The sequence below is a fragment of the Escherichia sp. TW14182 genome, assembly GCF_000208525.1.
GTDB classification, from domain to species: domain Bacteria; phylum Pseudomonadota; class Gammaproteobacteria; order Enterobacterales; family Enterobacteriaceae; genus Escherichia; species Escherichia ruysiae.
The window spans coordinates 1-14,735 of the sequence record NZ_AEJZ01000400.1 but is presented as its reverse complement, the minus strand read 5'-3'; the positions used below and the strand labels follow the sequence as shown (position 1 = coordinate 14,735).

Sequence of the window (14,735 nt, the reverse complement as noted above, 5' to 3'; positions counted from 1 at the left end):
ACACTAAATCAGTAAGTTGGCAGCATCACCTGCGGGGCAAAGAGCCAATTTTCCATTAAGCCGGAAATATAGCCGCGCATAATAATGGCTGCGCGACGCGTCATTAAATCTGCGGGCAGCATTTTCGCTTCAATACAATGTCTTAACGTTTGTTCTATACGGTCATAACTTTCCAGACAGAGATTACGTTGTGCCTGTTGAACAACAGCCATTTCTCCGACAAATTCGCATTTGTGGAAAATAATCTCCATCAATAATCGCCGCCGCTCTTCAGTCACCGTCGATTCAAGAACATGAATTAGTATTTCTCTTAATACTGAGAGTGGATCGTCAGGGAATTTTGCCTGATACTCAAGCTCTAGTTCACCAATATTGGATTCTGACAGCTCCCAGATCTCACTGAACAAATCCGACTTATCTTTAAAATGCCAGTAGATTGCACCACGCGTAACGCCTGCTGCTTTTGCAATCTCTCCCAGTGAGGTGGATGATACCCCCTGCTGTGAGAAAAGACGTAAAGCCACATCGAGGATGTGTTGACGCGTTTCTTGCGCTTCTTGTTTGGTTTTTCGTGCCATATGTTCGTGAATTTACAGGCGTTAGATTTACATACATTTATGAATGTATGTACCATAGCACGACGATAATATAAACGCAGCAATGGGTTTATCGACTTTTGACCATTGACCAATTTGAAATCGGACACTCGAGGTTTACATATGAACAAAAACAGAGGGTTTACGCCTCTGGCGATCGTTCTGATGCTCTCAGGCAGCTTAGCGCTTACAGGATGTGACGACAAACAGGCCCAACAAGGTGGCCAGCAGATGCCCGCTGTTGGGGTAGTAACAGTCAAAACTGAACCTCTGCAGATCACAACCGAGCTTCCGGGTCGCACCAGTGCCTACCGGATCGCAGAAGTTCGTCCTCAAGTTAGCGGGATTATCCTGAAGCGTAATTTCAAAGAAGGTAGCGACATCGAAGCAGGTGTCTCTCTCTATCAGATTGATCCTGCGACCTATCAGGCAGCGTACGACAGTGCAAAAGGCGATCTGGCTAAAGCGCAGGCAGCAGCCAATATCGCGCAGTTGACTGTTAATCGTTACCAGAAGCTGCTGGGTACTCAGTACATCAGTAAGCAAGAGTACGATCAGGCGCTGGCTGATGCGCAACAGGCAAATGCGGCTGTTACTGCGGCGAAAGCGGCTGTTGAAACCGCGCGCATCAATCTGGCTTACACCAAAGTCACCTCTCCGATTACCGGCCGTATTGGTAAATCGAACGTGACGGAAGGCGCATTGGTGCAAAACGGCCAGGCGACTGCGCTGGCGACCGTGCAGCAACTTGATCCGATCTACGTTGATGTTACTCAGTCCAGTAACGATTTCCTGCGTCTGAAACAAGAACTCGCCAACGGCACACTGAAGCAAGAGAACGGTAAAGCCAAAGTCTCGCTAATCACCAGTGACGGTATTAAGTTCCCGCAGGACGGTACGCTGGAGTTCTCTGACGTTACCGTTGATCAGACCACCGGTTCTATCACTTTACGCGCTATCTTCCCGAACCCGGATCACACCCTGCTGCCGGGTATGTTCGTGCGCGCACGTCTGGAAGAAGGGCTTAATCCAACCGCCATTTTAGTTCCGCAACAAGGTGTAACTCGTACACCACGCGGCGAAGCTACCGTTCTGGTAGTTGGCGCGGATGACAAAGTGGAAACTCGTCCGATCGTCGCAAGCCAGGCCATTGGCGATAAGTGGCTGGTGACTGAGGGTCTGAAAGCAGGCGAACGAGTAGTAGTAAGTGGGCTGCAGAAAGTGCGTCCTGGTGTCCAGGTGAAAGCACAAGAGATAACCGCTGATAACAACCAGCAAGACGCAAGCGGTGCTCAGCCTGAACAGTCCAAGTCTTAACTTAAACAGGAGCCGTTAAGACATGCCTAATTTCTTTATTGATCGCCCGATTTTTGCATGGGTGATCGCCATCATCATCATGTTGGCAGGGGGGCTGGCGATCCTCAAACTGCCGGTGGCGCAATATCCTACGATTGCACCGCCGGCAGTAACGATCTCCGCTTCCTATCCTGGCGCTGATGCAAAAACGGTGCAGGACACTGTTACACAGGTTATCGAACAGAATATGAACGGTATCGATAACCTGATGTACATGTCCTCCAACAGTGACTCCACGGGTACTGTGCAGATCACCCTGACCTTTGAGTCTGGTACTGATGCGGATATTGCGCAGGTTCAGGTGCAGAACAAACTGCAACTGGCGATGCCATTACTGCCGCAGGAAGTACAGCAGCAAGGGGTGAGCGTTGAGAAATCCTCCAGTAGCTTCCTGATGGTTGTCGGCGTTATCAACACCGATGGCTCCATGACGCAGGAGGATATCTCCGACTATGTAGCGGCGAATATGAAAGATGCCATCAGCCGTACATCAGGCGTCGGTGACGTTCAGCTGTTCGGTTCACAGTATGCGATGCGTATCTGGATGAACCCGAATGAGCTGAACAAATACCAGTTAACGCCGGTTGATGTCATTACCGCTATCAAAGCACAAAACGCCCAGGTCGCGGCCGGTCAGCTCGGTGGTACGCCGCCGGTGAAAGGCCAGCAGCTTAACGCCTCTATTATTGCTCAGACGCGTCTGACCTCCACTGAAGAGTTCGGCAAAATTCTGCTGAAAGTGAATCAGGATGGTTCCCGCGTACTGCTGCGTGATGTGGCGAAAATTGAGCTGGGTGGTGAGAACTACGACATCATCGCAGAGTTTAACGGACAACCCGCTTCTGGTCTGGGTATCAAACTGGCAACCGGTGCGAACGCGCTGGATACGGCTGCGGCAATCCGTGCTGAACTGGCGAAGATGGAGCCGTTCTTCCCATCGGGTCTGAAAATCGTTTATCCATACGACACTACGCCGTTCGTGAAAATCTCCATTCACGAAGTGGTTAAAACGCTGGTTGAAGCGATCATCCTCGTGTTCCTGGTCATGTATCTGTTCTTGCAGAACTTCCGCGCGACGTTGATTCCGACCATTGCCGTACCGGTGGTATTGCTGGGAACCTTTGCGGTTCTTGCTGCCTTTGGCTTCTCGATAAACACGCTAACGATGTTCGGGATGGTGCTCGCTATCGGCCTGTTGGTGGATGACGCCATCGTTGTAGTAGAAAACGTGGAACGTGTGATGGCGGAAGAAGGTTTGCCGCCGAAAGAAGCTACACGTAAATCGATGGGGCAGATTCAGGGCGCACTGGTGGGTATCGCGATGGTGCTGTCTGCGGTATTCGTACCAATGGCCTTCTTCGGCGGTTCGACTGGTGCAATCTATCGTCAGTTCTCCATTACCATTGTTTCGGCAATGGCACTGTCGGTACTGGTGGCATTGATCCTGACTCCGGCGCTTTGTGCGACCATGCTGAAACCGATTGCCAAAGGCGATCACGGGGAAGGCAAGAAAGGCTTCTTCGGCTGGTTTAACCGCATGTTCGAGAAGAGCACGCACCACTACACCGACAGCGTAGGAGGAATTCTGCGCAGTACGGGGCGTTATCTGGTGCTGTATCTGATCATCGTGGTCGGCATGGCCTATCTGTTCGTGCGTCTGCCAAGCTCCTTCTTGCCAGATGAAGACCAGGGCGTATTTATGACCATGGTTCAGCTGCCTGCAGGTGCAACGCAGGAACGCACGCAGAAAGTGCTCAACGAAGTGACGAATTACTATCTGACCAAAGAAAAGAACAACGTTGAATCGGTGTTCGCCGTTAACGGCTTCGGTTTTGCAGGACGTGGTCAGAACACGGGTATTGCGTTCGTTTCGTTGAAGGACTGGGCTGACCGTCCGGGTGATGAGAACAAAGTTGAAGCAATTACCACGCGTGCAACGCGCGCTTTCTCGCAGATTAAAGATGCGATGGTGTTCGCCTTTAACCTGCCAGCGATTGTAGAACTGGGTACGGCAACCGGTTTTGACTTTGAGTTGATTGACCAGGCCGGCCTCGGTCACGAAAAACTGACTCAGGCACGTAACCAGTTGCTGGGCGAAGCGGCGAAGCATCCTGATATGCTGACCAGCGTGCGTCCGAACGGTCTGGAAGACACGCCGCAGTTTAAGATTGATATCGACCAGGAAAAAGCTCAGGCGCTGGGTGTTTCTATCAACGACATTAACACCACTCTGGGTGCTGCATGGGGCGGCAGCTACGTGAACGACTTTATCGACCGTGGTCGCGTGAAGAAAGTTTACGTGATGTCAGAAGCGAAATACCGCATGTTGCCGGAAGATATCGGTAACTGGTATGTCCGCGCGGCTAATGGTCAGATGGTGCCATTCTCGGCGTTCTCCTCTTCCCGTTGGGAATACGGTTCGCCGCGTCTGGAACGTTACAACGGTCTGCCATCCATGGAGATCTTAGGCCAGGCAGCACCAGGCAAGAGTACCGGTGAAGCGATGGCGTTGATGGAGCAACTGGCGAGCAAACTGCCTACGGGGGTTGGCTACGACTGGACGGGGATGTCCTATCAGGAACGTCTCTCCGGCAACCAGGCGCCTTCGCTGTACGCAATTTCGTTGATTGTGGTGTTCCTGTGTCTGGCGGCGCTGTATGAGAGCTGGTCGATTCCGTTCTCCGTTATGCTGGTTGTTCCGCTAGGGGTTATCGGTGCGTTGCTGGCAGCCACCTTCCGTGGCTTAACCAATGACGTATACTTCCAGGTGGGCCTGCTTACAACCATTGGGTTGTCGGCGAAGAACGCGATACTTATCGTCGAATTCGCCAAAGACTTGATGGATAAAGAAGGTAAAGGTCTGATTGAAGCAACTCTGGACGCGGTGCGTATGCGTTTACGCCCAATCCTGATGACCTCACTGGCGTTTATCCTCGGTGTTATGCCGTTGGTTATCAGCACTGGTGCTGGCTCTGGCGCACAAAATGCGGTAGGTACTGGCGTAATGGGTGGGATGGTGACGGCAACAGTACTGGCAATCTTCTTCGTTCCGGTGTTCTTTGTGGTGGTTCGCCGCCGCTTTAGTCGCAAGAATGAAGATATCGAACATAACCATACTGTCGATCATCATTGATAGATCTCGTAATCACTAAGGCCGCGCAAGCGGCCTTTTTAATACGTATAATCTTAAAATAACAATGTTTACAGCTAAGCTCGCAAACGGAAGTTAGTTTTAACGCTACATAAAATTCATAAAAAATGCTTATTGTTAGTTAATTTATATTAAGTGGTAGTAATAGGTATAATAACCCATAGACATCTAGAGGCTATTCTTAATTATTTGCGGCAATCCTTTATTTATTCATATCAATTACATCATAATCAGAGTAATCCTGGGTATTAGTGTGACAAATTCCCGTCTCATTTTATCACCCCCGACGCAAGGATCCTGATTACGTTATGAATAGCATCAAACAAACTGCTTTAGCCTTTACGTGGTTGATGCAGGGTGAAAAAGTAAGCCTTTTCCCTCTCCTCCCACTAATTGTAATTTTTCGTAATAATGCGATGAAAACCTTCATAGAGTGGATTATAGTTAATCTAACAACTGTGAGGGCAAGTCCAGGTCAGTAAGTTTTCCCACCCCGAAAGGTGTCCGTTAGTTCAACCACTAAGAAGGGGACGCGTTATGGATGAATACTCACCAAAAAGACATGATATTGCACAGCTTAAATTTCTCTGCGAAACCCTGTATCATGACTGTCTTGCAAACCTTGAAGAAAGTAACCATGGTTGGGTTAACGACCCTACCTCGGCTATCAATCTGCAGCTTAATGAACTCATTGAGCATATTGCGACCTTCGCACTTAATTACAAAATTAAGTATAATGAAGACAATAAGCTCATTGAGCAGATAGATGAATATCTGGACGACACCTTTATGTTGTTCAGTAGTTATGGTATTAATATGCAGGATCTCCAGAAATGGCGGAAGTCAGGTAACCGACTGTTCCGTTGTTTTGTGAACGCCACTAAAGAGAATCCTGCGAGTTTATCTTGTTCTAATTATTACAACCATGGGTAGAAGTATGTCCGATAAGCCTTTAACGAAAACCGATTATTTGATGCGTTTGCGTCGTTGTCAGACAATTGACACGCTGGAACGTGTTATCGAGAAAAATAAATACGAATTATCAGATAATGAACTGGCGGTATTTTACTCAGCCGCAGATCACCGTCTTGCAGAATTGACCATGAATAAGCTTTACGACAAGATCCCTTCCTCGGTGTGGAAATTTATTCGATAATTAAACAGTATAAGCACTGGACTATAACCATCTGTTTATTAGATATATTTTATTTTTACTATGACGACATGCCGCGTGTGACTTCTGTCACACAGAGGTGACGGGAACGTTCTCATCACTGACATTTCGTATTACTGTGTTGCCCCATTTCCAGCAACCGGGTCGTCAGTAATGAGCACAGAAAAAGAAAAGATGATTGCTGGTGAGTTGTATCGATCGGCAGATGAGACTTTATCTCGCGATCGCCTGCGCGCTCGTCAGCTTATTCACCAATACAATCATTCCTCGCCGGAAGATCAATCCTTACGCCAAAAAATCCTCGCCGATTTACTCGGTCAGGTTGCGGATGCGTATATTGAGCCCTCCTTTCGCTGCGACTATGGCTATAACATTTTTCTCGGTAAAGGGTTTTACGCGAACTTCGATTGCGTGATGCTTGATGTCTGCCCTATTCATATCGGCGATAATTGTATGCTGGCGCCTGGTGTCCATATCTACACGGCAACACATCCCATCGACCCTGTAGCACGTAATAGCGGTGTTGAACTGGGGAAACCGGTGACTATCGGTAACAACGTCTGGATTGGTGGTCGTGCCATCATTAACCCGGGCGTTACCATTGGCGATAACGTCGTAGTGGCATCAGGTGCCGTCGTCACCAAAGATGTCCCTGATAATGTTGTCGTAGGCGGTAACCCAGCCAGAGCCATTAAAAAACTGTAACTACAATTTGCAACTGTTATGCAAAATTGTAGTTAATCTGTTACTTTTCTCATGTCATTCCCACGTTAAAATAGGGTGTTCCCTGGAGAGTTGCAGATACCACGAAGGCAAAAGATGACCGAAATACAACGCCTGCTGACCGAAACAATTGAATCTCTGAATACGCGCGAAAAACGCGACAACAAGCCCCGCTTTAGTATCAGTTTTATCCGCAAACATCCGGGGCTGTTTGTTGGCATGTATGTTGCCTTTTTTGCTACGCTGGCAGTGATGTTGCAGTCCGAAACGCTATCAGGTTCAGTCTGGCTCCTTGTCGTGCTATTCATCCTGCTCAACGGTTTCTTCTTTTTCGATGTCTACCCACGCTACCGCTACGAAGACATCGACGTGCTGGATTTTCGAGTTTGCTATAACGGCGAATGGTATAACACGCGCTTTGTCCCTGCCGCGCTGGTTGAAACCATACTGAACTCGCCGCGTGTCGCAGATGTTCATAAAGAACAACTGCAAAAAATGATCGCCCGTAAAGGCGAGCTGTCTTTTTACGATATTTTCACTCTCGCTCGCGCCGAATCAACAACTTAAGTCAGACTTTCACACCAGGCGTAAGCTCTGCGCCTGGTCAATTGACAATGATCGTTGCCACCCATCATTTCATGAAATACTGACCTTACCCACTTATCTCCTGCCAGCCTTTTTCCACAATCAGATATACTTTCCCTACATTGTGTTGATAAGGACATGTTGGTGAGAACACGACATTTGGTCGGCCTGATTTCGGGAGTGCTTATACTTTCAGTACTACTGCCTGTCGGCTTAAGCATCTGGCTGGCTCATCAGCAGGTAGAAGCGTCGTTTGTTGAAGAGCTGAATACCTATTCCTCCCGCGTCGCTATTCGAGCCAATAAAGTGGCGACGCAAGGGAAAGATGCACTACAAGAGCTGGAAAGATGGCAAGGCGGAGCCTGTAGTGAAGAGCATCTCATGGAAATGCGGCGGGTTTCATACAGCTATCGCTATATTCAGGAAGTGGTTTATATCGATAACAACGTTCCCCAATGCTCTTCTCTGGAACACGAAAGCCCACCGGATACCTTTCCGGAGCCGGGGAAGATTTCAAAAGATGGTTATCGGGTCTGGTTAACCTCACACAATGACTTAGGTATTACCCGTTACATGGTTGCTATGGGAACCGCACATTACGTAGTGATGATCGACCCCGCCTCCTTTATCGACGTGATTCCTTATAGCTCATGGCAAATTGATGCCGCTATTATTGGCAATGCCCGTAATATAGTCATAACCAGCAGCGACGAAATTGCCCGGGGTATTATTACCCAATTGCAAAAAACACCCGGTGAGCACATCGAAAATAATGGGATCATTTACGACATTCTGCCCTTACCAGAGATGAATATTTCCATCATCACCTGGGCTTCAACGAAAACGTTGCAAAAAGGCTGGCATCGGCAGGTCTTTATCTGGTTACCTGTAGGGTTGTTAATTGGCCTGCTGGCAGCCATGTTTGTGCTGCGTATTTTGCGTCGTATCCAGTCTCCGCATCATCGCTTGCAGGATGCCATCGAAAATCGTGATATTTGTGTGCACTATCAGCCGATTGTCTCCTTAGCCAATGGCAAAATTGTCGGTGCCGAAGCACTGGCGCGCTGGCCGCAGACAGACGGTAGTTGGTTGTCGCCAGATAGTTTTATTCCGCTGGCACAGCAAACGGGTCTTTCTGAGCCACTGACGCTGTTGATTATAAGAAACGTGTTTGAAGATATGGGCGACTGGCTGCGACAACACCCGGAACAACATATTTCCATCAATCTTGAATCCACCGTGCTCGCCTCGGAAAAAATTCCGCAACTGCTGCGAGACATGATCAATCACTACCAGGTTAACCCCAAACAGATCGCTCTTGAACTCACAGAGCGCGAATTTGCCGATCCGAAAACCAGCGCCCCGATAATTTCGCGCTACCGGGAAGCGGGTCATGATATTTACCTGGATGATTTTGGTACGGGGTATTCAAGTTTAAGTTATTTACAGGATCTGGATGTCGACATTCTGAAGATCGATAAATCCTTCGTTGATGCGTTGGAATATAAAAATGTCACACCGCATATCATCGAAATGGCAAAAACGTTGAAACTGAAAATGGTGGCGGAAGGGATCGAAACGGGTAAACAGGAAGAGTGGCTACGTCAGCATGGCGTGCATTACGGTCAGGGCTGGCTGTACAGCAAAGCGTTGCCAAAAGAAGATTTCATACGCTGGGCAGAATACCATCTGTAAATTTTGGGGGCTGGCGGCACGCCGCACAGCCCGTCACGCTACTCGTCGATGATTGACTCAAACCCGCCGTAAATCATCCGTTTGCCATCAAACGGCATTGATTCGCCGAACTCTTTCATTCGTGGGTCAGACATCATTTTTTGATTGGCAGCGTCGCGGACCTCTTTTGAAGGGTATTCAATCCAGCTAAACACCACTTCCTCATTCTCTTCCGCTTTCACTGCCATGCGAAAATCGGTCACTTTGCCGTTTGGCACATCGCTGGCCCAACATTCAACAATACGAAGCGCGCCGAACTCTTTAAACAATGGCGCGGCCTTTGCGGCCATTTCTCGATAGGCATCTTTATTTTCGGCAGGAACAGCAACCACAAAACCATCAACATACTTCATCAGAAATACCTCCGAAGCGTACTGCGCAGCCAGACAATTCTTGCGGCGTCAGTCGTGGTTAAAGTTTAGCCACATTGGGATTTTTTGACGAAACGGCAGGAGCAGAAATGGGTGGGGGCCCTGCCAGCTACATCCCGGCACACGCGTCATCTGCCTTGGCTGCTTCCTTCCGGACCTGACCTGGTAAACAGAGTAGCGTTGCGGGAGAACCAACAGAGCCCCCATTGAGAGCGTTGAGAACCAACGCGCAGGCGCATTATCACTGCTGCCCCGGCTAATTGCAACCCATTGCGTGCCGGATGCTGGTTTCTTGCGCAATGCGGCTTCACTCAGACGTTTTTCCAGATTATGCTGAAAAATTACCTCAGGAAGAAAAGATGGAAAAAGAAGATTCATTTCCCCAACGCGTCTGGCAAATCGTAGCCGCTATTCCCGAAGGCTATGTCACCACTTACGGCGACGTCGCAAAACTGGCAGGATCACCCCGTGCTGCGCGCCAGGTGGGCGGTGTGTTAAAGCGTCTACCCGAAGGCAGCACCCTCCCCTGGCATCGGGTGGTTAATCGCCACGGCACAATCTCGTTAACCGGCCCGGATTTGCAGCGTCAACGGCAGGCATTACTGGCAGAAGGAGTGATGGTGTCGGGAAGCGGGCAAATCGACTTACAGCGTTATCGCTGGATTTACTAACCCTCTCCAGCGGAGAGGGTTAGTGGCGCTTAGTATTGCGTAGAGGCTGGAACTGCCGAAGACGGATTCACCTGGGTTGGTGAAGTCGAAGGTACGGTGGTCGTTGCGCCACCGCTGGCCTGAACCGGTACAGCGGTTTGCTGAACCGGCACTAATGTCAGGTCAGCTTTGGTTCCGCCCTGATTGATCACCGGTTGAACGGTATCGGTGATAAACACCAATTTGTCGTTCACGGTAACCGCCGCACTCAACAGGATACGTGCGTTCGGCTGAACGTCTGCCGGGTTAAATGGCAGAACAAAACTGAACGGTGACTGTTTACCTTCGGTACGTACTGCTTTCTGCGCCAGAACTTTAGAAGGCGCATCGGCTAACGACGCGTCAGAAAGTGTCACGGTCAGCACAGCATCAGGCGGCAGTGCGACTTTCTGACGGATCCAGACCGTACCGGAAACATTCGGTTGTTGTATAGCAGGTTGCTGTGTCGCTGCAATAGACGTATTTGCAGCCGGTGCTGGCGTCTGGATATCCGCGCTTTTATCCGCGCAAGCTGCCAACGCAATTGCAACCGCTAAACCACTGGCCATGTGCACGAGTTTCATTCACTTCTCCTTATTATCAATGCACCAGCGGGCTAACTTTCCTCGCCGGAAGAGTGGTTAACAAAATAGTAACGTCAATAAGTGTGGCACATGTCACGTATTAACGCCTGCATTTAGCCCGTAATTCAGACCATTGCACCCATCGGACCAGTACCAAAATTGCGTTATACTCAACTCACTTTGGCTTGCTGCGGCAGCTTTGTTACTGGAGAGTTATATGAGTCAGGCGCTAAAAAATTTACTGACATTGTTAAATCTGGAAAAAATTGAGGAAGGACTCTTTCGCGGCCAGAGTGAGGATTTAGGTTTACGCCAGGTCTTTGGCGGCCAGGTTGTTGGTCAGGCGCTATATGCAGCAAAAGAGACGGTCCCGGAAGAGCGTCTGGTGCATTCGTTTCATAGCTACTTTCTTCGCCCTGGCGATAGCAAAAAACCCATTATTTATGATGTAGAAACGCTACGCGACGGCAACAGCTTCAGCGCCCGCCGGGTTGCTGCTATTCAAAACGGTAAACCGATTTTCTATATGACGGCCTCTTTCCAGGCGCCAGAGGCTGGATTCGAGCACCAAAAAGAGATGCCGCCCGCGCCAGCGCCTGATGGCCTGCCTTCGGAAACGCAAATCGCCCAATCGCTGGCGCACCTGCTGCCGCCGGTGCTAAAAGATAAATTCATCTGCGATCGTCCACTGGAGGTTCGTCCGGTAGAGTTTCATAACCCGCTGAAAGGGCACGTTGCAGAACCGCATCGTCAGGTATGGATCCGCGCAAATGGTAGCGTGCCAGATGATCTGCGCGTTCATCAGTATCTGCTCGGTTACGCTTCTGACCTTAACTTCCTGCCGGTTGCTTTACAGCCGCACGGCATCGGTTTTCTTGAACCGGGGATTCAGATTGCCACCATTGACCATTCCATGTGGTTCCATCGCCCGTTTAATTTGAACGAATGGCTGTTGTATAGCGTGGAGAGCACCTCGGCGTCCAGCGCACGCGGCTTTGTGCGCGGGGAGTTTTATACCCAGGACGGCGTGCTGGTTGCCTCGACCGTTCAGGAAGGGGTAATGCGTAATCACAATTAAAAAAAACAGCCGGAGGTGAAAACCGTCCGGCTATTTTTTTGCAGTGCTTGTTACGCGTTATAGGCATTTTCACCGTGGCTGTTGACGTCCAGTCCTTCGCGCTCCTGCTCTTCCGGCACGCGCAGGCCAACTGTCAAATCCGCCAGTTTGTAGCCAATAAATGCCACCACACCAGACCAGACAATCGTAATGGCGATGCTTTCCAGCTGTACCAACAGCTGATGTCCCATCGTCACACCTTCGGCGAAGCCCACACCACCCAGCGAACTGGCGGCAAAAATCCCGGTCATGATACAGCCGACAATGCCACAAACACCGTGTACCCCGAAGACATCGCAGGGATCATCCACCCGCAGCAGGCGTTTCAACATGGTAACGCCCCACAAGCCCGCCAGACCAGCTACCACGCCGATAATCAACGCACCGCCAACCCCAATATAGCCACAGGCTGGCGTCACGCCGACCAGACCGGCAATCGCGCCAGAACACGCTCCCAGCAGTGAAGGCTTACCACGCAGCGCCCATTCACCGAAGATCCAGCCAAGAATTGCCGCTGCCGTTGCGACCACAGTATTCACAAATGCCAGTGCCGCGATTTCATTCGCCGTGCCCGCTGACCCGGCGTTAAAGCCAAACCAACCGATATAGAGAATGGCAGTCCCGGTAAAGACCATCGGCAGGTTGTGCGGTTTAAACGCCTCTTTGCCGAAGCCCACGCGTTTGCCTATCAGATAAGCGCCCACCAGACCGGCAATTGCGGCGTTAATGTGCACCACCGTGCCGCCCGCGAAATCCAGCGCACCGTGAGAAGCCAGCAAACCGCCGCCCCAGACCATATGCGCAATCGGAATGTAAGAGAGCGTCAGCCATACCACCACGAAAATCAACACAGCTGAGAAGCGGATTCGTTCCGCCAGCGCCCCAACGATCAAGCCTACGGTAATGCAGGCAAACGATCCCTGAAACGCCACGTGGATATACTGATAAATGCTTCCCATCACCGCCGTCAGTTCGATGTTTTTCAGCATTAACCAGTTAATGTTGCCAAAGAAATTGTTGCCTTCACCAAACGCCAGCGAGTAGCCGTAAACCACCCAGAGAATACAGACCAGTGCAAACGTCACGGTCACCTGCGTCAGCATCGACAGCACGTTTTTGCCGCGAATCAACCCACCGTAAAACAGGGCAATTCCCGGAATAGTCATAAACAGCACCAGCGCAGTACAAATCATCATAAACGCATTGTCGGCTTTATCGGCCACCGCAGGTGCAGCCGTTACCAGTCCCGGCAGCATCGCCAGTGAAGCAAGCCCAGTTTTTATCGTCGCTATCTTCATTTTTCGTTCCTGTTGCTGTGTGCCAGAGATTACAGCGCCGCTTCGTCGGCTTCGCCGGTACGAATTCGAATGACACGTTGCAATTCAGCGACGAAGATTTTGCCGTCGCCAATTTTTCCGGTGTAAGCCGCCTTGCTGACGATATCGATCACTTCATCGAGTTGGTCATCAGCAATCGCCACATCAATTTTTACTTTTGGCAGGAAGTTGACGCTGTATTCCGCCCCCCGGTACAGCTCAGCATGTCCTTTCTGACGCCCGAAACCTTTCACTTCGGTGACGGTCAGCCCCTGAATACCAATGGAAGATAACGCTTCACGAACGTCTTCCAGCTTGAATGGTTTGATTATCACGGTCACCAGCTTCATAGATCCCCTCCGGTCAGAATTCGGTAATGGTTCTGCTACACGAAGAAGGTATTGCAAGCGGTGTGCCAGAAATGAAAAACGAGAAAGAGAGCAGGAAGTTAAGAAGATTGAAAATGAAAACGCACTATGACAGTGCACAGTGCGTTACATTTTTGCACCAACGATGAAATTTTGCGCTATTCAGGCGCTCAATGATTCCTCTTCACGCACGCTGGCTGCCAGCTCTTCGCCCGCAAGTTGCAGTTGATACATCTGCCAGTAACGCCCCTGGGCCGCAAGCAGTTGCTGGTGCGTGCCCTGCTCCACGGCTTGCCCACGATGAAGCACCAGAATAGTGTCGGCATCAACAATAGTTGATAAGCGGTGAGCAATCACCACCAGCGTGGTATGCTCACGCACCGCCGCCAGAGCATGTTGAATCGCCTGTTCAGTACCGGAGTCAATGCTGGCGGTTGCCTCATCAAGAATCAGGATTTGCGGCGTCTCCACCAACACGCGTGCCAGTGCCAGCAGTTGCTTTTGCCCGACTGAGAGATTATTCCCCTGCTCGCCAAGCGGCGTGTAAATACCGTCGCTCATGCTACGCGCCAGCTCCGCCAGTTGCACGGTTTCCAGCGCCTGCCAGACGCGTTCTTCGGAGATATCACGCCCCAGCGTCACGTTGGCGAGGAAGGTATCCGCCAGCACCACCGGATCTTGCTGCACCATCGCCACGCCCTGACGTAATGCGCTGTGACTTAGCGAATTTAATGGACGACCGTCGAGATGAATCTCACCTTCCGTTAGCGGGTAATAGCCCATCAATAAACTTGCAAGGGTGCTTTTGCCACTGCCGGTATGCCCGACCAGCGCCACAAAGTTACGCGAAGGCACAGAGAGATTAATGTTCTTCAGTACCAGATTGTTGTCGCGATAAGCAAACGACACATTATCGACTTCGATGGTGCCGCTCTGTAACGGGCGATCATCATTGCCATATTGCTGGCGCG

Annotated in this window: 14 protein-coding genes, 1 other RNA gene and 1 pseudogene; 9 read left to right on the top strand and 7 right to left on the bottom strand. The window is 50.3% G+C overall.

Annotated elements, in window-relative coordinates:
* Positions 1 to 29: 29 nt before the first annotated feature.
* Positions 30 to 578 (bottom strand): annotated as a pseudogene (gene acrR, locus EQY_RS0122475) (multidrug efflux transporter transcriptional repressor AcrR); the annotation flags it as partial.
* A gap of 141 nt (positions 579 to 719) precedes the next feature.
* Here acrR and acrA point away from each other — a divergent pair.
* The 7 genes from acrA (at position 720) to pdeB (ending at position 9,280) form a co-directional block, all read left to right on the top strand.
* A complete protein-coding gene (gene acrA, locus EQY_RS0122470; RefSeq protein ID WP_010347661.1) occupies positions 720 to 1,913 on the top strand; it encodes a multidrug efflux RND transporter periplasmic adaptor subunit AcrA in 1,194 nt (397 codons plus the stop codon).
* Positions 1,914 to 1,935: 22 nt separating this feature from the next.
* A complete protein-coding gene (gene acrB / locus EQY_RS0122465; RefSeq protein ID WP_001132459.1) occupies positions 1,936 to 5,085 on the top strand; it encodes an efflux RND transporter permease AcrB in 3,150 nt (1,049 codons plus the stop codon).
* 555 nt (positions 5,086 to 5,640) lie between these two features.
* Complete coding sequence (gene tomB / locus EQY_RS0122460; RefSeq protein WP_000344801.1) at positions 5,641 to 6,036, top strand: Hha toxicity modulator TomB; 396 nt, start codon at positions 5,641 to 5,643, stop codon at positions 6,034 to 6,036.
* Between the two features lie 4 nt (positions 6,037 to 6,040).
* Positions 6,041 to 6,259, top strand: coding sequence for a hemolysin expression-modulating protein Hha (gene hha, locus EQY_RS0122455; RefSeq protein ID WP_001280991.1), 219 nt, complete (start codon positions 6,041 to 6,043; stop codon positions 6,257 to 6,259).
* Between the two features lie 171 nt (positions 6,260 to 6,430).
* Complete coding sequence (gene maa / locus EQY_RS0122450; protein ID WP_000102549.1) at positions 6,431 to 6,982, top strand: maltose O-acetyltransferase; 552 nt, start codon at positions 6,431 to 6,433, stop codon at positions 6,980 to 6,982.
* Between the two features lie 114 nt (positions 6,983 to 7,096).
* Positions 7,097 to 7,567, top strand: a complete 471-nt coding sequence (locus EQY_RS0122445) for a YlaC family protein (protein ID WP_024212712.1) — start codon at positions 7,097 to 7,099, stop codon at positions 7,565 to 7,567.
* A gap of 162 nt (positions 7,568 to 7,729) precedes the next feature.
* Entirely contained in the window at positions 7,730 to 9,280 is a 1,551-nt protein-coding gene (gene pdeB, locus EQY_RS0122440; RefSeq protein ID WP_024212711.1) for a cyclic di-3',5'-guanosine monophosphate phosphodiesterase PdeB, read from the top strand.
* Between the two features lie 38 nt (positions 9,281 to 9,318).
* On the opposite strand, the gene EQY_RS0122435 is transcribed toward pdeB, so the two are convergent.
* Positions 9,319 to 9,672, bottom strand: a complete 354-nt coding sequence (locus tag EQY_RS0122435; protein ID WP_000878149.1) for a DUF1428 domain-containing protein — start codon at positions 9,670 to 9,672, stop codon at positions 9,319 to 9,321.
* A gap of 118 nt (positions 9,673 to 9,790) precedes the next feature.
* An RNA gene (gene ffs / locus EQY_RS25315) (signal recognition particle sRNA small type) lies at positions 9,791 to 9,887 on the bottom strand.
* Positions 9,888 to 10,049: 162 nt separating this feature from the next.
* Here ffs and EQY_RS0122430 point away from each other — a divergent pair.
* Positions 10,050 to 10,361, top strand: coding sequence for an MGMT family protein (locus tag EQY_RS0122430; RefSeq protein WP_000409910.1), 312 nt, complete (start codon positions 10,050 to 10,052; stop codon positions 10,359 to 10,361).
* A gap of 29 nt (positions 10,362 to 10,390) precedes the next feature.
* Here the strand turns inward: EQY_RS0122430 and EQY_RS0122425 are convergent, their stop codons facing one another.
* A complete protein-coding gene (locus EQY_RS0122425; RefSeq protein WP_000779816.1) occupies positions 10,391 to 10,963 on the bottom strand; it encodes a YbaY family lipoprotein in 573 nt (190 codons plus the stop codon).
* 217 nt (positions 10,964 to 11,180) lie between these two features.
* Here EQY_RS0122425 and tesB point away from each other — a divergent pair, with 217 nt between their 5' ends.
* On the top strand, positions 11,181 to 12,041 hold the full coding sequence (tesB, locus tag EQY_RS0122420) for an acyl-CoA thioesterase II (RefSeq protein WP_010347651.1): 861 nt from the start codon (positions 11,181 to 11,183) through the stop codon (positions 12,039 to 12,041).
* Between the two features lie 50 nt (positions 12,042 to 12,091).
* Here the strand turns inward: tesB and amtB are convergent, their stop codons facing one another.
* From amtB to EQY_RS0122405, 3 genes are all read right to left on the bottom strand, one after another.
* Complete coding sequence (gene amtB / locus EQY_RS0122415; protein WP_000685050.1) at positions 12,092 to 13,378, bottom strand: ammonium transporter AmtB; 1,287 nt, start codon at positions 13,376 to 13,378, stop codon at positions 12,092 to 12,094.
* Between the two features lie 29 nt (positions 13,379 to 13,407).
* Positions 13,408 to 13,746 carry a P-II family nitrogen regulator gene (glnK, locus tag EQY_RS0122410; RefSeq protein WP_000780338.1) on the bottom strand — a complete coding sequence of 113 codons (339 nt, stop codon included), beginning with the start codon at positions 13,744 to 13,746 and terminating at the stop codon, positions 13,408 to 13,410.
* A gap of 180 nt (positions 13,747 to 13,926) precedes the next feature.
* Positions 13,927 to 14,735, bottom strand: an 809-nt coding sequence (locus EQY_RS0122405; RefSeq protein WP_000307541.1) for an ATP-binding cassette domain-containing protein, incomplete at its 5' end; no start/stop codon positions are given.

Coding starts and splice junctions, on each gene's coding strand:
- amtB (WP_000685050.1), bottom strand. CDS start 13,378: ATGAAGATAGCGACGATAAAAACTGGGCTTGCTTCACTGGCGATGCTG.
- acrB (WP_001132459.1), top strand. CDS start 1,936: ATGCCTAATTTCTTTATTGATCGCCCGATTTTTGCATGGGTGATCGCC.
- EQY_RS0122435 (WP_000878149.1), bottom strand. CDS start 9,672: ATGAAGTATGTTGATGGTTTTGTGGTTGCTGTTCCTGCCGAAAATAAA.
- hha (WP_001280991.1), top strand. CDS start 6,041: ATGTCCGATAAGCCTTTAACGAAAACCGATTATTTGATGCGTTTGCGT.
- maa (WP_000102549.1), top strand. CDS start 6,431: ATGAGCACAGAAAAAGAAAAGATGATTGCTGGTGAGTTGTATCGATCG.
- tomB (WP_000344801.1), top strand. CDS start 5,641: ATGGATGAATACTCACCAAAAAGACATGATATTGCACAGCTTAAATTT.
- EQY_RS0122425 (WP_000779816.1), bottom strand. CDS start 10,963: ATGAAACTCGTGCACATGGCCAGTGGTTTAGCGGTTGCAATTGCGTTG.
- acrA (WP_010347661.1), top strand. CDS start 720: ATGAACAAAAACAGAGGGTTTACGCCTCTGGCGATCGTTCTGATGCTC.
- EQY_RS0122445 (WP_024212712.1), top strand. CDS start 7,097: ATGACCGAAATACAACGCCTGCTGACCGAAACAATTGAATCTCTGAAT.
- glnK (WP_000780338.1), bottom strand. CDS start 13,746: ATGAAGCTGGTGACCGTGATAATCAAACCATTCAAGCTGGAAGACGTT.
- EQY_RS0122430 (WP_000409910.1), top strand. CDS start 10,050: ATGGAAAAAGAAGATTCATTTCCCCAACGCGTCTGGCAAATCGTAGCC.
- tesB (WP_010347651.1), top strand. CDS start 11,181: ATGAGTCAGGCGCTAAAAAATTTACTGACATTGTTAAATCTGGAAAAA.